The sequence below is a fragment of the Streptomyces racemochromogenes genome (assembly GCF_039535215.1).
Classification (GTDB): domain Bacteria; phylum Actinomycetota; class Actinomycetes; order Streptomycetales; family Streptomycetaceae; genus Streptomyces; species Streptomyces racemochromogenes.
Genome location: NZ_BAAAWT010000001.1, coordinates 6,292,897 through 6,311,526, shown reverse-complemented (window position 1 = coordinate 6,311,526; position 18,630 = coordinate 6,292,897). Strand labels below are relative to the sequence as shown.

The window sequence follows — 18,630 nt, the reverse complement described above, 5'->3', positions numbered from 1 at the left end:
TGTGACGCAGCCGACTCTAGCGACGCGCCGCCGCGCCGCGCAGGGGCTTCGGATCATCCGGGAAGATCCGGCATCCGACGCGGGTTGGTAGAACCGTGAACGAAATGCTGAGGGACGCGGCGGACGTGGACGTGGTGGTCGTCGGGGCCGGTCAGGCGGGGCTCTCCAGCGCCTACCACCTGGGGCGGGCCGGGATCGACCACGTGGTGCTGGACCACTCGCCGCGCCCCGGCGGGGCCTGGCAGTTCCGGTGGCCCTCGCTGACCTACGGCAAGGTCCACGGCATGCACTCCCTGCCCGGCATGGAGCTGACCGGCGCCGATCCGCTGCGGCCCTCGTCCGAGGTGATCGGGGAGTACTTCGCGGCGTACGAGGAGCGGTTCGGGCTGCGGGTGCGGCGGCCCGTGGACGTGACGGCCGTGCGCGAGGGCGACGCCGGGCGGCTGCTGGTGGAGTCCGCGTCCGGGAGCTGGTCGGCGCGGGCGCTGGTCAACGCCACCGGGACCTGGGACCGGCCGTTCTGGCCGCGCTACCCGGGCCAGGAGCTGTTCCGCGGCCGCCAGCTGCACACCGCCGGCTACCCCGGGCCGGGGGCGTTCGCGGGGGCCCGGGTCGTCGTGGTGGGCGGCGGCACCTCGGCGGTGCAGCACCTGCTGGAGGTCTCCGAGGTGGCGGCGGGGACCACCTGGGTCACGCGGCGGCCTCCCGTGTTCCGCGAGGGGGCGTTCGGGGAGGCGGAGGGGCGGGCGGCGGTGGCGCTGGTGGAGGAGCGGGTCCGGCGGGGACTGCCCCCGCGCAGCGTGGTCAGCGTGACCGGGCTGGCCCTGACGGAGGCCGTGCGGGCGGGGCTGGACTCCGGGGTGCTGGAGCGGCTGCCCGTCTTCGACCGGATCACCCCGGCCGGCGTCGCCTGGGCGGACGGGCGGAGCGTGGAGGCCGACGTGATCCTGTGGGCCACCGGATTCCGGGCGGCCGTCGACCACCTGGCGCCGCTGCGGCTGCGGGAGCCGGGCGGCGGGATCCGGGTGGAGGGGACCAGGGCGGTGCGCGACGAGCGGGTCCACCTGGTGGGCTACGGCCCCTCGGCCTCGACGATCGGCGCCAACCGCGCGGGCGGGGCCGCGGTACGCGAGATCCGCCGCCTGCTGACGCGCCGCCCGGCGGCGCCTCAGCCCGGGGACGGGGCGTTCAGGGGGAACTCGCGGTCGGCGGTGCCGGCTTCGCGGGCCTCCTGCGTCGCGTAGAGGTGGCCGGCGCCGTCGCGTATCTCCAGCACCGGGTCCGTCCACTCCTCGTCGGGCCCGGGGACGAACACGTGCTCCACGGCCCGTTCGGCGTCGTACACCAGGAGGGAGACGATCCGGCAGAGCCAGTCCCCGATGTCGCCGAGGCCCTGGAGCGGATGGCCGTCGGGGCCGCCGACGCGGATCACGTAGAACCGGTCGTCCTGCCACCACCCGCCGTTGTCCAGCCGGCGGCCCTCGCCGACGGGGACGCCGTCCACCCACATGCGGGCCGCGTCCGGGCCGCCCCGGAGCAGGAGAACGGCGCGGTGGCGGTCGTCGCCGGTGAAGTGGACCCGGACCTCGTACGCGCTGTAGCAGTCGGTGAAGCGGCTGCACGCCCCGGGCACGGGTCCGGACCTGTGGGGGGCCGGGCTGCCGGGCGGGGGCGGGGCGGGGTCCTGGCCGCAGACCTCCGGGGTGCGGCAGCGCCGGTCGACCCGGCGGCTGCAGCCCAGGCCCAGGGCGGCGATGTCGCGCGGGGCGGCCCGGGACAGCAGCACGGCGAGGCGCTCGCGGTAGCGGTCCGGGCCGACGAGGGCGGGGAGCTCGCGCCGCCGTTGCCACCACAGGAGCAGGTCGACCCCCTCCGGGGAACGGGCCAGCCACTCCTGCCAGTCCGCCACGTCACCGCCCCAGAGTTCCTCCAGGTGCCGGCGGGCGGCGGCCGCTGCCGCGTCCTCCCGGTCCTCGTGCGCTTCCTCCGCCCGCGGTGCGGTGCCGTCCGGCACGGCCGGCGCGGGCGCGCGGGTTTTCGTACGACGTGTCCACCATGACCGCCCCATGTTCCGCCGCCCCCTGTCCGCGCGTCCCGTCAGGCGGCCGATGGTAGGCCGGGGTGCGGCGGCGGCGCCCGCTCATTTCGCGGCGGGGGCCTTGGCCGGCGGGCCGGCGGCGGCGCGGAGCCGGTTGAACTCCGCGACGTGCTTCCTGTGTTCCTCATAGGTCGCCGAGAAGCGGGTGTCCCCGGGCTTGACGGTGACGAAGAACAGCCAGTCACCGGGCGTCGGCGCGACGGCGGCGGCCATGGCCCGCAGGCCCGGGCTGTCGATGGGGGTGGGCGGCAGGCCCTGGCGCGCGTAGGTGTTGAAGGGGTGGTCGATGCGGGTGTCGCCGAGCGTGGTGTCCACGGTGGTGCGGCCCAGGGCGTAGTTGAGGGTGGAGTCCATCTGGAGCGGCATCGACTTCGCCAGCCGGTTGTGCACGACCCGGGAGACCTTGCCCATGTCGGCCGGATCGTCGGCCTCCGCCTCGATGACGCTGGCGAGGGTGGCCGTCTGGTACGGGGTCATCCCGTGCGCCTTGGCGCCGTCGGCGACGGCCTTGGTGGCGAGCTCGCGGTGTGCCGTGCGCACCATGAACGAGAGCAGCGAGGCCGGGGTGGACTCCTTGGTCACCGGGTAGGTCGCCGGGAAGAGGTAGCCCTCCGGGTTGCCCTTCGCCTCCGCCGGCAGGTCCAGGGCCGCCGTGGCGACGGCCGCCTTGGTGGTGCCGGCGGGGAGCCGCAGTTCGCGGTCGACGGCGGCGTAGACCTGCGCGGCCCGCCAGCCTTCGGGGATCAGCAGCCGGCGCGGCTTCTCGGGCGGTTCCTCCCGCGGCAGCAGGGGGCCGGTCACCAGCGTGGCGAGCCCGATGCCGAGGAGCCCGCCGAGGAGGAGGACCAGCCGGCCCCGCCGGGTGAGCCGGGAGCGGCGCGGTGTCGGCGGCCGGTGCGGCTGGTACGGCCGGTGCTCGTCGGGCATGCGGGCACGTTAACCCCCGGACCGGCGCCTTCCGGGCATCACACCCCGCGCCAGTCCTACGATCACACGTTCACCGGAGTGGGTACGGGCTCGCCCTCCGACGCCCCCGCGGGTTCTCCCGCAGGTTCTCCCGCGGGCCCTGTCGCGGAGCCGCCGCGCTCCCGGTCGGGCGCCTGGGCGGCGGCGTCCCGGTCCCGGCGGACCAGTGCGGCGTAGCGGCCGCCGGCCCCCAGCAGTTCCTCGTGCGTCCCGCGCTCGGCTATCCGTCCGGCGTCCAGGACCACGATCTGGTCGGCGTCGCGGATGGTGGACAGGCGGTGGGCGATGGTGATGGTGGTGCGGCCCTCGGAGAGGTTGTCGATCGCCCGCTGCACGGCGTGCTCGGTACGGGTGTCGAGGGCGCTGGTGGCCTCGTCGAGGATGAGCACCGGCGGGTCTCGCAGGATCGTGCGCGCGATGGCCAGGCGCTGCTTCTCGCCGCCGGAGAACCGGTATCCGCGCTCGCCGACCAGGGTTTCGTAGCCCTCGGGCAGGGACTCGATGTGGTCGTGGATCTGCGCCGCGCGGGCGGCTTCGACGATCTCCTCCTGCGTGGCGTCCGGTTTGGCGAAGCGCAGGTTGTCGGCGACCGAGGCGTGGAAGAGGTAGGTCTCCTGGGAGACGACGCCTATGGACCGGGCCAGCGAGTCGAAGTCGAGGTCGCGCACGTCGACCCCGTCGAGGGCGACCCGTCCGCCGGTCACGTCGTACAGCCGCGGCACCAGGTAGCTGAGGGTGCTCTTGCCGGATCCGGTGGGGCCGACCACGGCGAGGGAGCCGCCGGCCGGGACGGTGATGTCGATGCCGGCGAGGGTGGGACCGGTCTTCGTCTCGTAGGCGAAGTGGACGTCCTCCAGGCGGATCTCGCCGCGGGCGCGGTCCAGCCGTACGGGATCCTCCCGCTCGGTGATGTCCACCGGCAGGTCGAGGTACTCGAAGATCCGGGCGAACAGCGCGAGCGAGGTCTGGATCTGCACCCCGGTCGACAGCAGGCTCACGGCGGGCCGGAACAGGCCCTGCTGGAGGGTGACGAAGGCGACGAGGGTGCCGACGGAGAGCGAGGGGGTGCCGGTCTGCAGCGCGATGCCCGCGGCCCAGTAGATCAGCGCGGGCATGGCGGCCATGACGATGCCGATGGTGGACATCCGCCAGCGGCCGGCCATGCTGGAGCGCACCTCCAGGCCGACGAGCTTCTCGGACTCCTGAACGAAGGCGTCGGTGAGGGACTGCGAGCGGCCCATGGTGCGGCCGAGCAGGATGCCGCTGACCGAGAGGGACTCGGTGACGGTCGCGGCCATGGCGGCCATCTGCTTCTGCCGCTGCGTGGTGATCTTCTTGCGCTCGTTGCCGACGCGGCGGCTGATCCACACGAACACCGGCAGCAGCAGGAGGGAGACCGCGGTCAGCCGCCAGTCGAGCGCGAGCATCGCGACGACGGTGGCGATCACGGCGGTCAGGTTCGACACGAGCGAGGTCGCGGTCGAGGTGACGGTGGCCTGCATGCCGCCGATGTCGTTGGCTATCCGGGACTGGACCTCGCCGGTGCGGGTCCGGGTGAAGAAGGCCAGCGGCATCCGCTGGAGCTGGGCGTAGACGGCGGTGCGCAGGTCGTGCATGACGCGCTGGCCGACGGTGGTGGAGATCAGCGTCTGGAGCACGCCGAAGACGCTGGTCACGACCGCGGTGAGGATCATGCCGAGCGCGAGCAGGCTGAGCAGCCCGGTCCGGCCCTGGGGGATCGCGACGTCCAGGATCTCCCTGAGCAGGAACGGCGAGGCCACGCCGACCAGCGAGGAGGCGCCGACGAGTGCTCCGACCACGGCGAGCCGGCCGCGGTAGGGGCGGAACAGGCCGAGGATGCGGCGCAGCTCGCGGGGGCGGTCCGCCGGGGCCGGGCGGGTGGGGTCGAGGGCTTCGTTCGATGGGGTCCACTTCGGTTCGTCGTGGGGCATGGGCCTCCTTCAGGCGGGACTGCGATGAGCCTAGCTCATTGTTACCTATACTCACAATGAATCCGGTCCTGATACTGTTCCCAGTATGAGCACCGGTTCCGAGACCGACACCCGCGATTCCACCGACGGCGTCCTCGCCGAGCAGCTGCTGCGCCTCACGCGCCGGCTCCACCGCATCCAGAAGCGGCACATGGAGCCCCTCGGGATCACCCCCGCCCAGGGCCGGCTGCTGCGCCTCGTCTCGCACTACGGCGGGGACCAGCCGCCCCGAATGGCCGACCTGGCGACGCGTCTTGAGGTCGTACCGCGTGCCGTGACCACCCTCGTGGACGGTCTGGAGACCGCCGACTGCGTGCGCCGCGTCCCCGACCCCGCGAACCGCCGCGTGATCCGGATCGAGCTCACCGAAACCGGTCGCGCCACGCTGCGCCGTCTGCGCAACGCGCGGACCGACGCCGCAGAGGAGATCCTTGCCCCATTGACCGCCGGACAGCGCGAGGTGCTCGGCGGCCTGCTGGACGCGCTCACGGACGCTCCCGCGGAGCGCCGCTGCTGAGACGGGCGCGGCGGGCGCCGGCCCGGCGCCCGTGCCGGACCGCGAAGGACGAAGGGGCTGCTCATGCCGCTGCTCGAACCGAAGCCGGGAGCCCTGCGCCCGCGCGGCACGGCCGCCCCCGCCCCCGACCGGGTCCCCGAACACCTGGCCGGCGGCACCCCGCCGGCCCTGCGCGCCGAGCTGAGCGAGCTGCTGGGCGCCGAGAAGGTGCTGTGGAAGGTCTCCGACCTCGTCCGCTACGCCACCGACGCCTCCCCCTACCGGTTCGTCCCGCAGGTCGTGGTGGTCGCCGAGGACATCGACGACGTCTCCGCCGTCCTCTCCTACGCCCACGGCAAGCAGCGCGAGGTGGTCTTCCGGGCCGCCGGGACCTCCCTGAACGGCCAGGCGCAGGGCGAGGACATCCTCATCGACGTACGCCGCCACTGGGCCGGCGTCGAGGTGCTGGAGGAGGGCCGGCGCGCCCGGATCCGGCCCGGCACCACCGTGTTCCGGGCCAATGCCGCGCTCGCCCGGCACGGCCGGATCCTCGGCCCCGACCCGGCCAGCGCCGTCGCCTGCACCCTCGGCGGGGTCGTCGCCAACAACTCCTCCGGCATGACGGCCGGGACGACGAGGAACTCGTACCGCACCCTGTCCTCCCTCACCCTGGTCCTGCCGACCGGCACCGTCGTGGACACCGCCGACCCGCTCGCCGACGAGGAGCTGGCCCGCGCGGAACCGGGCCTGTGCCGCGGGCTGATGGATCTGAAGCGGGAGATCGAGGCGGACCCGGCCCTCGTCGCCCGGATCCGGGCCAAGTACGAGATCAAGAACACCACCGGCTACCGTCTCGACGCCTACCTGGACGGCACCACGCCCGTCGAGATCCTGCGCGGCCTGATGGTCGGCTCGGAGGGAACGCTCGGCTTCATCGCCGAGGTCGTCTTCGACACGCTCCCCCTGGACCGCGAGCTCACCAGCGCGCTGCTCTTTTTCCCGTCCCTGCCCGCCGCCGCGGCCGCCGTGCCGCTCTTCAACGACGCGGGCGCCCTCGCCGTCGAGCTGATGGACGGGAACACCCTGCGTGCCTCGGTCAGCGTCGCGGGAGTGCCCGCCGACTGGGCGCAGCTGCCGAAGGACACCGCCGCGCTGCTGGTGGAGTTCCGGGCGCCGGACGCGGCGGGCCGCGCCGAGCACGAGCGCCGCGCGGCAGCGGTGCTGCCCGCGCTGGGGCTGGTCGCGCCGGTCGCCTCCGTCACCAACGCCTTCACGGGGGACCCGGCCGTCATCGCCGGGTACTGGAAGGCCCGCAAGGCCTTCGTCACCGCCGTCGGCGGGGCCCGGCCGCCCGGCACCACCCTGATCACCGAGGACTTCGCCGTCCCGCCGTCGCGGCTGGCGGAGGCCTGCGAGGCACTGCTGGCGCTCCAGGCGGAGCACGGCTTCGACGCGGCCGTCGCCGGCCACGCCGCCCACGGCAACCTGCACTTCCTGCTCGCCTTCGACGCCGCCGAGCCCGCCGACGTCGACCGGTACGCGGCCTTCATGGACGCCTTCTGTCACCTCACGGTGGAGCGGTTCGACGGCTCGCTGAAGGCCGAGCACTCCACCGGCCGCAACATGGCCCCCTTCCTGGAACTGGAGTGGGGGCCGAAGGCGGTCGACCTCATGTGGCGCACCAAGCGGCTCCTCGACCCGGACTCGGTGCTGGCCCCGCGCGTCCTGCTCGACCGGGACCCGCTGGCCCACCTGCGCGGGCTGAAGACGATCCCGCGGGTGGAGGACGTGGCCGACCCCTGCATCGAGTGCGGGTTCTGCGAACCGACCTGCCCCAGCGGGGACCTGACGACCACTCCGCGCCAGCGGATCGTGCTGCGCCGCGAGATGACGCGCCAGCGGCCGGGCTCCCCCGTGCTCGCCGAACTGCTCGACGCCTACGGCTACGACGCCGTCGACACCTGCGCGGGCGACTCCACCTGCATGCTCGCCTGCCCGGTCGGCATCGACACCGGCGCGCTGGTGCGGGACTTCCGCCACCGCCGGCACGGTGCGCGCGAGGAGCGGGCCGCCGAGCTGGCCGCCCGGCGCTTCCGGGCCGTGGAGGCCGGCGCCCGGCTGGCCGTGGCCGCCTCCGGGAAGATCACGCACGCCCTAGGGGACCGGGTGCTGGAGGCCGTCACGGGGGCGGCGCGCAAGGCCGTACGCCCCGACCTGGTGCCCGAGTGGCTGCCGCGGTTGCCCGGGGCCGCCGCGCGGCGGCTGCCCGCGACCCGGCGGGTGGGCGCGGCGGCCGTGTACTACCCGGCCTGCGTCAACCGGATCTTCGGCGGGCCCCCGGGCGAGCCGGGGCCCTCGCTGCCGGAGGCGGTGGTGGCCGTGTCGGAGCGGGCCGGGAAGCCGGTGTGGATCCCCCGCGACGTGGCGGGGACCTGCTGCGCGACGATCTGGCACTCCAAGGGCTACGAGGCCGGCAACCGGCTGATGGCCAACCGGATCGTGGAGGCCGCCTGGGGCTGGACGGCCGGGGGCCGGCTCCCGCTGGTGGTCGACGCCTCCTCCTGCTCCCTGGGCCTCGCCCGCGAGGTGGTCCCGTTCCTCACCGCGGACAACCTCGCCCTCCACGCCGGGCTGCGGATCGTCGACTCCGTGGTGTGGGCGGCGGAGGAGCTGCTGCCGCGCCTCGAGGTCCGGCGCACCGTCGGCTCGGCCGTCCTCCACCCGACCTGCTCGACCCGCCACCTCGGCGACGAGTCGCAGCTGCGGGCCGTGGCCGGGGCCTGCGCGGCGGAGGTGGTGGTCCCCGACGACGCGGGCTGCTGCGCCTTCGCGGGCGACCGGGGGATGCTGCACCCGGAGCTGACGGCCTCGGCGACGGCGCGGGAGGCCGCGGAGGTGAGGGCACGGGAGTTCGACGCGTACCTCTCGGCGAACCGGATGTGCGAGGTGGGCATGGACCGGGCCACCGGCCGCCCCTACCACTCGGTGCTGGTCGAGCTGGAGCGCGCGACGCGCCCCTGAACGGGCTCGGCGCACCAAGGGGCGCGTACGCCGGAACGGGCGCTGTGCGCGCGCCCCCGGGCCGGAAAATCGATTGCCGTGGTCCGGTCCGTGAGACGACCCTGTCCCGGGTTGCACTCATTCGACCAGTCATGGGGCGTCATGCAGATCAGCGATCTTCCCTATCCGGATCCCGGGGTACCCGACGCCCGCTCCGGGCCCCGGTTCCTGTGGTGGCTGGGCCGGGGACAACTCGGCGGCCAGGCCCGGAGCCTGGCCTGGGGCCTGGTGCACTTCTGCGGGGTCGCCGGACTCCCTTACACGGTCGGGGTGGGAGTCGAGGCCGTCGTGGACCGCGACGGCGGCGGGCTGCTGCTGGCCGGCGGACTGCTGCTGCTGTTCGGGGCGGCCATCTCGGCGGGCGACGCCATGCTCCACCGCACCGCCGTCACCAACTGGATCACCGCGGCCGCGCGGGTGCAGCAGCTCCTCGCCCGCAAGACCGCCGAGCTGGGCTCCGCGCTGACCCGCCGGGTCGCGGCGGGAGAGGTCACGACCGTTTCGACGGCCGACGTGGAGAAGATCGGATGGTTCGTCGAGGCGGTGTCCCGCTTCCTCGCCGCCGCCTTCGCGGTCGTCGCCCTCTGCGTGGGCCTGCTCTTCTACGCGCCCGCCATCGGCGTGGTCGTGGCGGCGGGCGTGCCGGTCCTCGCCCTGTCGGTGCTGCCGCTGCTGCCGCGGGCCACGCGGCGCGCGGACCAGCAGCGGGAGAAGGCGGGCAGGGCCACCGAGCTGGCCTCCGACACCGTGGCGGGCCTGCGGGTGCTGCGCGGCATCGGCGGTGAGGAACTGTTCCTGTCCCGCTACCGGGAGGCCTCCCAGGAGGTCCGCGAGGCGGCCGTGCGCAGCGCCCGGATGTGGGCGCTGATCTCCGCGGTCCAGGTGCTGCTGCCGGGCGCCCTGCTGATCACCGTGGTCTGGTACGGCGCGGTGCTCGTACGGGACGGCCGGCTGGCGGTCGGCGAACTCGTCGCCGCCTTCAGCGCCGTGGCCACGATGCTGTACCCGCTGCGGCACTTCGAGGAGATCGCGCAGGCCTACTCCTTCTCCCGGCCCTCGGCCGCGCGGGCGGCCCGCGTGCTGTCGCTGACGCGTACGGAGGAGGGGGCGCAGGCCTCCGCGGCCGAACCGGCGGCCGCTCCGGCACCGGGCGGGGACCTGTACGACCCGGGGACGGGGCTGTTGGCCCCGGGCGGGCGGTTCACGGCGGTCGTGTGCGGGGACCCGGACCTCGCGGGACGGCTCGCGGAGCGGCTCGGCGGGCATCCGGTGGACGGCGCGGGCACGTCGGCCCCGGTGCTGCTGGGCGGGGTCGCGCTGGACGAACTCCCGCTGGACGCGGCGCGCGGGCTGGTCCTCGTACAGGACAAGGATCCGGTGCTGCTGTCCGGGACGTTGCGGGAGCTGTTCGACGTACCGGCCTCCGGGTCGGTCACGGCGGCCGCCGCGCTGGACGCCGCCCGGTGCGGGGACGTCCTGGACGCCCTGCTCCAGTCGGCCCCCGAGGGCGTGGAGGACCCGATGGACGCCCGGATCACCGAACGCGGCCGGTCGCTGTCGGGCGGGCAGCGCCAGCGGCTCGCGCTGGCCAGGTCCCTGGTGACCGACCCGGAGGTGCTCGTGCTGGACGAGCCGACGTCGGCGGTGGACTCGCACACCGAGGCGCGGATCGCCCGGGGGATCGCGGAGCTGCGCGCCGGGCGCACGACGGTGGTGCTGGCCTCCTCGCCGCTGCTGCTGGACCGCGCGGACCGGGTCGTCCTGCTCCACGAGGGGAAGGCGGTGGCGGCGGGCACCCACCGCGAGCTGATGCGCGGGGAGCCCCGCTACCGGGCGGTCGTCACCCGGGAGACGGAAGAGGAGCAGCGGTCGGCCGCGTCCGGCACGGCCGGCGCGCCCGTACCGGCCGTACCGGCCCGGCCGGCCCTGCCGGCTCTGTCGGCCGAGGAACTCACAGGGATCGAGGAATCCGCATGATCGGCGTGGCTCCGCCGCCCCACGACCCGGCGGCCCCGGAGACGGCCGCCACCCTGCCGGTGGGCACGTCGGCGACCGTACGGGGCTACGTGCGCGGGCTGCTGCTGCGGCACCGGCGGGCCTTCGTGCTGCTGGTGGCGGTCAACGCGGTCGCGGTGGTCGCCTCCATGGCCGGCCCGTACCTGCTCGGGCAGGTCGTGGACGACCTCTCGGCGGGGGCGCGCGAACTCCACCTGGGGCGCGTGGCACTGCTGTTCGCGCTGGCGCTCGCCGTACAGACCTGCTTCGTGCGGCTGGTCCGGCTGCGCGGGGCGATGCTCGGCGAGGAGATGCTGGCCGACCTGCGCGAGGACTTCCTGGTGCGGTCGGTCGGCCTGCCGCCGGGCGTCCTGGAGCGGGCCGGCACCGGCGACCTGCTGTCGCGGATCACCACCGACATCGACCGGCTGGCCAACGCGATGCGCGAGGCCGTGCCGCAGCTGGCCATCGGCGTGGTGTGGGCCGGGCTGCTGTACGGAGCGCTCGCGGTCACCGCGCCGCCGCTGGCGCTGGCCGCGCTGGTGGCGCTTCCGGTGCTGGTCGTCGGGTGCCGCTGGTACTTCCGGCGGGCTCCCTCGGCCTACCGCTCGGAAGCCGCCGGGTACGCGGCGGTCGCGGCCGTGCTGACCGAGACGGTCGACGCGGGGCGCACCGTCGAGGCGCACCGGCTCGGCGGGCGGCGGATCGAGCTGTCGGAGCGGCGGATCAAGGAGTGGACGGCGTGGGAGCGGTACACGCTGTTCCTGCGGACGGTCCTGTTCCCCGTCGTCAACGTCACCTACGTGACGATCCTCGGCGCGGTGCTGCTGCTGGGCGGCTACTGCGTGCTGCGGGGCTGGATGTCGGTGGGCCAGCTGACCACGGGGGCGCTGCTGGCGCAGATGATGGTCGACCCCATCGGCCTGATCCTGCGCTGGTACGACGAGCTGCAGATCGCGCAGGTGTCGCTGGCGCGGCTGGTGGGCGTGCGGGAGATCGAGCCCGACGCCGGTGACCGGGCGGTCGCCCCGCAGGGCCGGGACGTGCGCGCGGAGGAGGTCCGGTTCGGCTACCGGGAGGGCGTGGACGTCCTGCACCGGGTGTCGATGTCCGTGCCGCCGGGCACCCGGATGGCGCTGGTGGGCCCCTCGGGGGCGGGCAAGTCCACGCTGGGCCGGCTGCTGGCGGGCGTCTACGCGCCGCGCACGGGCGAGGTCACGCTCGGCGGGGCCCGGCTGTCACGGATGCCCGCGGAGCGGGTGCGCGAGCACGTGGCGCTGGTCAACCAGGAGCACCACGTGTTCGTGGGCACCCTGCGGGACAACCTGCGGCTGGCCCGGACGGGCGCGGCGGACGCCGAGCTGTGGGCGGCGCTGGGCGCGGTGGACGCCGACGGCTGGGCGCGGGCCCTGGAGGCGGGGCTGGACACCGAGGTGGGCTCCGGCGGGAGCGCGCTGACCCCGGCCCAGGCCCAGCAGGTCGCACTGGCCCGGCTGGTGCTGGCGGATCCGCACACGCTGGTGCTGGACGAGGCGACCTCGCTGCTGGACCCGCGTGCGGCCCGCCACCTGGAGCGCTCGCTGGCGCGGGTGCTGGACGGCCGTACCGTCATCGCCATCGCGCACCGGCTGCACACCGCGCACGACGCGGACGTGATCGCTGTGGTCGAGGGCGGCCGGATCAGCGAACTCGGCTCGCACGACGAACTGGTGGCCGCCGACGGGGCGTACGCGGCCCTGTGGCGGTCCTGGCACGGCTGACGCGCGGGTCGCGGATGCGACGGGCGGCCCGGGGGGAAGCGAAGGCGCGGAGGGCGGGCGGGGGCTCAGATGAAGCCGAGGGCCGCCGCGCCGCCCATGCCGCCGAGCAGCATGAAGACCGGCATGAGCACCTTGAGCTCGACCCAGCTCCCGGCACGGAAGCGCATCATCTTCGGCGGGCCCACCGCGTACCAGCGCTTGCCGGCGATGGGCAGGGGCCACAGGACCGGGCAGCCGGAGACCGTCAGCGCGTCGCCGATGTCGTGGACCAGCGCGCCGAGCACGACCGGCAGGCCGAGCCAGAGGTACTCCTGACCCGGTCCGGTGAAGAGCCAGCCCGCGCCGTTGCCCGGCTCGTCGAGCACCCCGGCCAGGATCCACGCGCTGGTCGCGCCGAGGAGCCAGACCAGGACGTCGCTGGACATCCGGGCCGCCCGCCACAGCAGCCCCTCGACGGCCAGCACCAGGTGGACGAAGAGCAGTGCCAGCACGCCCCAGCGGTCGAAGCCGACGGCGACGGCCGAGGAGCCGGCGCCTATCAGGACGGCCCAGAGCCAGGTGTGGGTCAGGGTGCGGTGGCCCCCGCTGCGGCGGGCGTCGCGCGGGGAGCGGGTCGCCTTGTAGACGGCGTAGGAGATCTTGTCGACCACTTCGCACAGCCCCCGGGAGAGGGGGCCGAAGGCGCGCGAGATCGTCGCCGACTTGTGGTCGAGGTCGGGGGCGAGAGCCGCACCGGCGCAGATGAGGGCGCCGACGACCAGCACGGGCCAGGGCATCGGGTGTCCGAACGCCGCCGCGGCCGCGCCCACCCCCAGCCAGGCCGCCGCCCCTGACAGTGAGTGTGCCGGCCCCATCATGGTCGTTCCCCGCCCCGGTCTTGTCGTGGTGGGGCCCTGTGGAGGGTTCCGGTCGGGCCGCCGCGACGGCCCAGCGTACCCGTGGCGATCTTCGTTCCGTCCGCCGGTTCCCTCTTCCGGGGGGAAGCCAGGCAAGATGGGGGGCGTGACCCTCATTGATCAGCTCCCGCCGACCGCCGACCCCGACGCCCTCTTCGAGGCCTTCTCCTCGTGGGCGGAGGACCAGGGCATCACCCTGTACCCGGCGCAGGAGGAGGCGCTGATCGAGGTCGTCTCCGGCGCGAACGTGATCCTGTCCACCCCGACCGGCTCCGGCAAGAGCCTCGTGGCGGCCGGCGCGCACTTCACCGCACTGGCCCAGGACAAGGTCACCTTCTACACCGCGCCCATCAAGGCGCTGGTGTCGGAGAAGTTCTTCGACCTGTGCAAGCTCTTCGGCACCGAGAACGTCGGCATGCTGACCGGCGACGCGTCCGTGAACGCCGACGCCCCGGTGATCTGCTGCACCGCGGAGGTGCTGGCCTCCATCGCCCTGCGCGACGGCAAGTACGCCGACATCGGCCAGGTCGTGATGGACGAGTTCCACTTCTACGCGGAGCCGGACCGCGGCTGGGCCTGGCAGATCCCGCTGCTGGAACTGCCCCAGGCGCAGTTCGTCCTCATGTCGGCGACCCTCGGCGACGTGAAGCGGTTCGAGGACGACCTGACCCGCCGGACCGGCCGCCCGACCTCGGTGGTCCGCTCCGCGACCCGGCCCGTGCCGCTCTCGTACGAGTACGTGACCACGCCGATCACCGACACCATCACCGAGCTGCTGGAGACCCGGCAGGCCCCGGTCTACATCGTGCACTTCACCCAGGCCCAGGCGGTCGAGCGGGCGCAGTCGCTGATGAGCATCAACATGTGCACCCGCGAGGAGAAGGACAAGATCGCGGAGCTGATCGGCAACTTCCGCTTCACCACCAAGTTCGGCCAGAACCTCTCCCGCTACGTCCGCCACGGCATCGGCGTCCACCACGCGGGCATGCTGCCCAAGTACCGGCGCCTGGTCGAGAAGCTGGCCCAGGCCGGCCTGCTGAAGGTCATCTGCGGCACCGACACCCTCGGCGTCGGCGTCAACGTCCCGATCCGCACGGTGCTGTTCACCGCGCTGACCAAGTACGACGGCAACCGCGTCCGCACGCTGCGCGCGCGGGAGTTCCACCAGATCGCCGGCCGGGCCGGCCGCGCCGGCTTCGACACCGCCGGCTTCGTGGTCGCCCAGGCGCCCGAGCACGTCATCGAGAACGAGAAGGCCCTCGCTAAGGCCGGCGACGACCCCAAGAAGCGGCGCAAGGTGGTCCGCAAGAAGGCCCCCGAGGGCTTCGTGGCCTGGTCGGACACCACCTTCGAGAAGCTGATCGCGGCCGACCCGGAGCCGCTGACCTCCCGCTTCAAGGTCACCAACATCATGCTGCTCTCGGTGATCGCCCGCCCCGGCGACGCATTCCAGGCGATGCGCCACCTCCTGGAGGACAACCACGAGCCGCGCAAGGCGCAGCTGCGCCACATCCGCCGGGCCATCGCGATCTACCGTTCGCTGCTGGACGGCGGTGTCGTCGAGAAGCTCGAGACCCCGGACGCCGAGGGCCGCACGATCCGCCTCACCGTCGACCTCCAGCAGGACTTCGCGCTGAACCAGCCGCTGTCCACCTTCGCGCTGGCCGCGTTCGACCTGCTGGACCCGGAGTCCCCCTCCTACGCCCTGGACATGGTCTCCGTCGTCGAGTCCACGCTGGACGACCCCCGCCAGATCCTGGCGGCCCAGCAGAACAAGGAGCGGGGCATCGCGGTCGGCGCGATGAAGGCCGACGGGATCGAGTACGAGGAGCGGATGGAGCGCCTCCAGGAGGTGACCTATCCCAAGCCCCTCGAGGAGCTGCTCGTCCACGCCTACGACGTCTACAGCAAGAGCCACCCGTGGGTGCGGGACCACCCCGTCTCCCCGAAGTCGATCATCCGCGACATGTACGAGCGGGCGATGACCTTCACCGAGTTCACCTCCTTCTACGAGCTGGCCCGTACCGAGGGCATCGTGCTGCGCTACCTGGCGAGCGCGTACAAGGCGCTGGACCACACCATCCCCGACGACCTCAAGTCCGAGGACCTGGAAGACCTCATCGCCTGGCTGGGCGAGCTGGTCCGCCAGGTCGACTCCAGCCTCCTCGACGAGTGGGAGCAGCTGGCGAACCCGGAGGTGGAGACGGCGGAGCAGGCCCAGGAGAAGGCCGACCAGGTCAAGCCGGTCACGGCCAACTCCCGCGCCTTCCGCGTGCTGGTCCGCAACGCGATGTTCCGCCGGGTCGAGCTGGCGGCCCTGGACCACGTCGACCAGCTGGGCGAGCTCGACGCCGAGTCCGGCTGGGACGCCGACGCGTGGGGCGAGGCCATGGACGCGTACTGGGACGAGTACGACGACCTCGGCACCGGCCCCGACGCGCGCGGCCCGAGGCTCCTGCAGATCGAGGAGGACCCGGCGCACGGTCTGTGGCGCGTCCGCCAGACCTTCGCCGACCCGAAGGGCGACCATGGCTGGGGCATCAGCGCCGAGGTCGACCTCGCCGCGTCCGACGAGGAGGGCCGGGCCGTCATCCGGGTCACCTCGGTCGGCGAGCTCGGCGAGCTCTGACCGGAACCCGCAAGCCATCGCGGGCGGCGCCGCCCGGCCCGCCGGACCCGACAGTGGAGAACCTGTGATGACGAACCCCGCCGAGAGACTCGTCGATCTGCTCGACCTGGAGCAGATCGAGGTCAACATCTTCCGGGGGGCCAGCCCCCAGGAGTCCCTCCAGCGCGTCTTCGGCGGGCAGGTCGCCGGCCAGGCGCTGGTGGCCGCCGGCCGGACCACCGAGAGCGACCGGCCGGTCCACTCCCTGCACTCGTACTTCCTGCGCCCGGGCATTCCGGGGGTACCTATCGTGTACCAGGTGGAGCGGGTGCGTGACGGGCGCTCCTTCACCACGCGCCGGGTCACCGCCGTCCAGCAGGGCAAGACCATCTTCAACCTGACCGCCTCCTTCCATCACCCGGAGGAGGGCAGCATCGAGCACCAGCTGCCTCCCCGCCTCGACTTCCCGCACCCGGACGCGCTCCCGAAGGTCGCGGACGAGATCCGCGAGCACCTGGGCACCCTGCCCGAGGCGCTGGAGCGGATGGCCCGCCGCCAGCCCTTCGACATCCGGTACGTGGACCGGCTCCGCTGGACCCCCGAGGAGCTCAAGGACGCCGATCCGCGCAGCGCGGTGTGGATGCGGGCGGTCGGCCCGCTGGGCGACGACCCGCTCGTGCACACCTGCGCCCTCACCTACGCCAGTGACATGACCCTCCTCGACGCCGTGCGCATCCCCGTGGAGCCCCTCTGGGGCATGCGCGGTTTCGACATGGCCTCCCTGGACCACGCCATGTGGTTCCACCGGCCGTTCCGGGCCGACGAGTGGTTCCTGTACGACCAGGAGTCGCCCATCGCCCACGGCGGCCGGGGCTTGGCCCGCGGCCGCATCTACGACCTGGAGGGCAGGCTGCTGGTGTCCGTGGTGCAGGAGGGCCTCTTCCGCCCGTACCCGGCACAGAAGGCCAGGCCCGCCGTTTCGCCCCAGTGACGCCCGGGGCGCCCGCGGTCTCCCGGGCGCCCGCCCCTTCCCGACGTCCGCTCCCCTTCCCGGCGTCCGCTCCTTCCCGACCGTCCGACCTCCTCACCGAAGAGCTGATCGCACCGATGCCGACCCCGGCCCTCCCCTGCCCCTGCGGGCTGCCCGCCTCCTACGCGGACTGCTGCGGCCGCTTCCACTCCGGCGCCCGGCAGGCGCCCACCGCAGAGCTGCTGATGCGGTCCCGCTTCAGCGCCTTCGCGGTCGGCGACACCGCCTACCTGATGCGCTCCTGGCACCCGTCGACCCGTCCGGGCCGGCTCGACCTGGATCCGGACCAGCGCTGGGAGCGCCTGGAGATCCTCGCCACCGAGCGCGGCGGGATGTTCGAGACGGAGGGGTCGGTGGAGTTCCGCGCCCACTACCGCGAGGGCGGCCACACCGGCTCGCTGCGCGAGCACAGCTCCTTCTCCCGCGAGGGCGGGGCCTGGGTCTACGTCGGCCCCCTCTCCCCCGTCGAGTTCGACTGAGCGCGCGCGCCGGCCAGGGCGCAGTCCAGGCCCGCGCGGTAGCCGCGCACCTCCTCCGGCGGCTCCGCCAGCAACAGGCGCCGGGCCACCGCCTCGGCCGCCGGGACCCGGGGGTGGCCGTAGGGCGGGGGCGGGGTGAGGGCGGCGAGCACGATCCGCTCCGCCGGGTCCGGCACGGCCTCCCGCACCTCTTCCTCGGGGAGCACGGACGCCAGTACGGCCGCCCGCGCCCAGGGGTCGGCGGTCCGTCTCAGCAGCAGCCCCACGTGCCGCTCCCGCCACCTGCGCGGCCGCAGGTCCGCCCCGGCCGCCATCAGCTCCCGGTCCTGCGGGGGCGCGGCCCCGTTCAGCAGCCCCGGCTCCCGGGCGGCGAACTCCCGCAGCTCCGCGGCCAGGTAGAGCCAGACGACGGCCCGGTAGCGGTTGATCCGGTAGGCGACGGGCGTGAGGTGCCCGCAGCGCGCGAGCCGGGTGAACCGGCTCGGCCCCACCTCCAGCACCCGCGCCCCCGCGTCGGCGCCGGCCGTGGTCTCGACCCGCGCGCGCAGCTCCTCCGGGAACCCTTCCCCCGCCCTGACCCGGTCCAGTTCGGCCCGGCTGTAGCGGACGGCCCCGCCCGCCGGGCCGGGACCGGAGCGGACCAGCCCCAGCTGGACGGCCCGGGCGAACTCGCCCCGGGTCAGCCCCAGTTCCCCGGCCGCGCGGATCCCGCTGAGCGGCGCGCACGCCGACGTCTCCACCTTCATCACAGTCCTCCCCCACGAGCGACGGTCACTCTGCGTGAAGACCGTAACCGGGAGTGAGGTCGGCCTGCCAGGCCTGTGGATAACCCGGACCAGACCCTGCCGTCAGCCCCCGGTGATCCGCCGCTCAGCGACGCCCAGGTGCTCCCCGACCCGGTTGACCAGCAGCGTCATCTCGTACGCCACCTGCACGATGTCGGCCTCCGCGGCGCTCAGCGCGCACAGGCAGCTGCCGGATCCGGCCGCCACCACGAAGAGGAACCCCTCGTCGTACTCGACCATCGTCTGACGGACCTCGCCCGCCCGGAAGTGCCGTCCGGAGCCCTTCGCCAGGCTCTGCAGACCGGCCGCGACGGCCGCCAGGTGCTCCGCGTCCTCCCGCGCCAGCCCCGCGCTCGCGGCCGTCACCAGCCCGTCGTTCGACAGGACCACCGCGTGCCGGACCTGCTGGACCCTGCGCGTCAGATCGTCCAGCAGCCAGTCGAGCTGCTTGTCCAGTGCCATTTCA

General features: G+C 74.0%; 14 protein-coding genes. 8 read left to right on the top strand and 6 right to left on the bottom strand.

The annotated features are described in order from the left end of the window. Positions 1–104 precede the first annotated feature (104 nt). Positions 105–1,244: an FAD-dependent oxidoreductase gene (locus tag ABD973_RS29040; RefSeq protein ID WP_125823865.1), complete on the top strand. Its 1,140-nt coding sequence runs from the start codon at positions 105–107 to the stop codon at positions 1,242–1,244. Here the strand turns inward: ABD973_RS29040 and ABD973_RS29035 are convergent. The 3 genes from ABD973_RS29035 to ABD973_RS29025 form a co-directional block, all read right to left on the bottom strand. Next, positions 1,169–2,014 carry a hypothetical protein gene (locus ABD973_RS29035; protein ID WP_125820237.1) on the bottom strand — a complete coding sequence of 282 codons (846 nt, stop codon included), beginning with the start codon at positions 2,012–2,014 and terminating at the stop codon, positions 1,169–1,171. The two genes, ABD973_RS29040 and ABD973_RS29035, sit on opposite strands and share 76 nt — an antisense overlap. Before the next feature lie 126 nt (positions 2,015–2,140). Next, entirely contained in the window at positions 2,141–3,025 is an 885-nt protein-coding gene (gene mltG / locus ABD973_RS29030; protein WP_125820238.1) for an endolytic transglycosylase MltG, read from the bottom strand. 62 nt (positions 3,026–3,087) lie between these two features. Then, positions 3,088–5,016, bottom strand: coding sequence for an ABC transporter ATP-binding protein (locus ABD973_RS29025; RefSeq protein ID WP_345502963.1), 1,929 nt, complete (start codon positions 5,014–5,016; stop codon positions 3,088–3,090). Positions 5,017–5,101: 85 nt separating this feature from the next. On the opposite strand from ABD973_RS29025, the gene ABD973_RS29020 reads away from it, so the two are divergent. The 4 genes from ABD973_RS29020 to ABD973_RS29005 all read left to right on the top strand — a co-directional run bounded on the left by ABD973_RS29020 (position 5,102) and on the right by ABD973_RS29005 (position 12,366). Beyond that, entirely contained in the window at positions 5,102–5,572 is a 471-nt protein-coding gene (locus ABD973_RS29020) for a MarR family winged helix-turn-helix transcriptional regulator (protein ID WP_125602451.1), read from the top strand. Positions 5,573–5,635: 63 nt separating this feature from the next. Beyond that, positions 5,636–8,572 carry an FAD-binding and (Fe-S)-binding domain-containing protein gene (locus ABD973_RS29015; RefSeq protein ID WP_345502961.1) on the top strand — a complete coding sequence of 979 codons (2,937 nt, stop codon included), beginning with the start codon at positions 5,636–5,638 and terminating at the stop codon, positions 8,570–8,572. Positions 8,573–8,713: 141 nt separating this feature from the next. After that, the gene (locus tag ABD973_RS29010) at positions 8,714–10,588 is read left to right on the top strand and encodes an ABC transporter transmembrane domain-containing protein (protein WP_345502959.1); all 1,875 of its coding nucleotides are present in this window, start codon (positions 8,714–8,716) and stop codon (positions 10,586–10,588) included. Continuing rightward, a complete protein-coding gene (locus ABD973_RS29005; protein ID WP_125820242.1) occupies positions 10,585–12,366 on the top strand; it encodes an ABC transporter ATP-binding protein in 1,782 nt (593 codons plus the stop codon). Before ABD973_RS29010 ends, ABD973_RS29005 begins: the two co-directional genes overlap by 4 nt. A gap of 65 nt (positions 12,367–12,431) precedes the next feature. On the opposite strand, the gene ABD973_RS29000 is transcribed toward ABD973_RS29005, so the two are convergent. Beyond that, entirely contained in the window at positions 12,432–13,223 is a 792-nt protein-coding gene (locus tag ABD973_RS29000) for a metal-dependent hydrolase (RefSeq protein ID WP_125602892.1), read from the bottom strand. A gap of 145 nt (positions 13,224–13,368) precedes the next feature. On the opposite strand from ABD973_RS29000, the gene ABD973_RS28995 reads away from it, so the two are divergent. From ABD973_RS28995 to ABD973_RS28985, 3 genes are all read left to right on the top strand, one after another. Next, the gene (locus ABD973_RS28995; RefSeq protein ID WP_345502957.1) at positions 13,369–15,891 is read left to right on the top strand and encodes a DEAD/DEAH box helicase; all 2,523 of its coding nucleotides are present in this window, start codon (positions 13,369–13,371) and stop codon (positions 15,889–15,891) included. Between the two features lie 67 nt (positions 15,892–15,958). Next, on the top strand, positions 15,959–16,861 hold the full coding sequence (locus ABD973_RS28990) for an acyl-CoA thioesterase (protein WP_125820244.1): 903 nt from the start codon (positions 15,959–15,961) through the stop codon (positions 16,859–16,861). A 116-nt stretch (positions 16,862–16,977) separates the two neighbouring features. Next, positions 16,978–17,379, top strand: coding sequence for a YchJ family protein (locus tag ABD973_RS28985; protein WP_164720832.1), 402 nt, complete (start codon positions 16,978–16,980; stop codon positions 17,377–17,379). Here the strand turns inward: ABD973_RS28985 and ABD973_RS28980 are convergent. Both ABD973_RS28980 and ABD973_RS28975 read right to left on the bottom strand, forming a co-directional pair. After that, a complete protein-coding gene (locus ABD973_RS28980) occupies positions 17,343–18,125 on the bottom strand; it encodes a DUF6397 family protein (protein ID WP_345502952.1) in 783 nt (260 codons plus the stop codon). The genes ABD973_RS28985 and ABD973_RS28980 overlap by 37 nt on opposite strands. Before the next feature lie 102 nt (positions 18,126–18,227). After that, complete coding sequence (locus ABD973_RS28975) at positions 18,228–18,626, bottom strand: roadblock/LC7 domain-containing protein (protein ID WP_042800536.1); 399 nt, start codon at positions 18,624–18,626, stop codon at positions 18,228–18,230. Positions 18,627–18,630 lie beyond the last annotated feature (4 nt).

Coding starts and splice junctions, on each gene's coding strand:
- ABD973_RS28990 (WP_125820244.1), top strand. CDS start 15,959: ATGACGAACCCCGCCGAGAGACTCGTCGATCTGCTCGACCTGGAGCAG.
- ABD973_RS29025 (WP_345502963.1), bottom strand. CDS start 5,016: ATGCCCCACGACGAACCGAAGTGGACCCCATCGAACGAAGCCCTCGAC.
- ABD973_RS29000 (WP_125602892.1), bottom strand. CDS start 13,223: ATGATGGGGCCGGCACACTCACTGTCAGGGGCGGCGGCCTGGCTGGGG.
- ABD973_RS29015 (WP_345502961.1), top strand. CDS start 5,636: ATGCCGCTGCTCGAACCGAAGCCGGGAGCCCTGCGCCCGCGCGGCACG.
- ABD973_RS28975 (WP_042800536.1), bottom strand. CDS start 18,626: ATGGCACTGGACAAGCAGCTCGACTGGCTGCTGGACGATCTGACGCGC.
- ABD973_RS29005 (WP_125820242.1), top strand. CDS start 10,585: ATGATCGGCGTGGCTCCGCCGCCCCACGACCCGGCGGCCCCGGAGACG.
- ABD973_RS28985 (WP_164720832.1), top strand. CDS start 16,978: ATGCCGACCCCGGCCCTCCCCTGCCCCTGCGGGCTGCCCGCCTCCTAC.
- ABD973_RS29040 (WP_125823865.1), top strand. CDS start 105: ATGCTGAGGGACGCGGCGGACGTGGACGTGGTGGTCGTCGGGGCCGGT.
- ABD973_RS28980 (WP_345502952.1), bottom strand. CDS start 18,125: ATGAAGGTGGAGACGTCGGCGTGCGCGCCGCTCAGCGGGATCCGCGCG.
- ABD973_RS29010 (WP_345502959.1), top strand. CDS start 8,714: ATGCAGATCAGCGATCTTCCCTATCCGGATCCCGGGGTACCCGACGCC.
- mltG (WP_125820238.1), bottom strand. CDS start 3,025: ATGCCCGACGAGCACCGGCCGTACCAGCCGCACCGGCCGCCGACACCG.
- ABD973_RS29020 (WP_125602451.1), top strand. CDS start 5,102: ATGAGCACCGGTTCCGAGACCGACACCCGCGATTCCACCGACGGCGTC.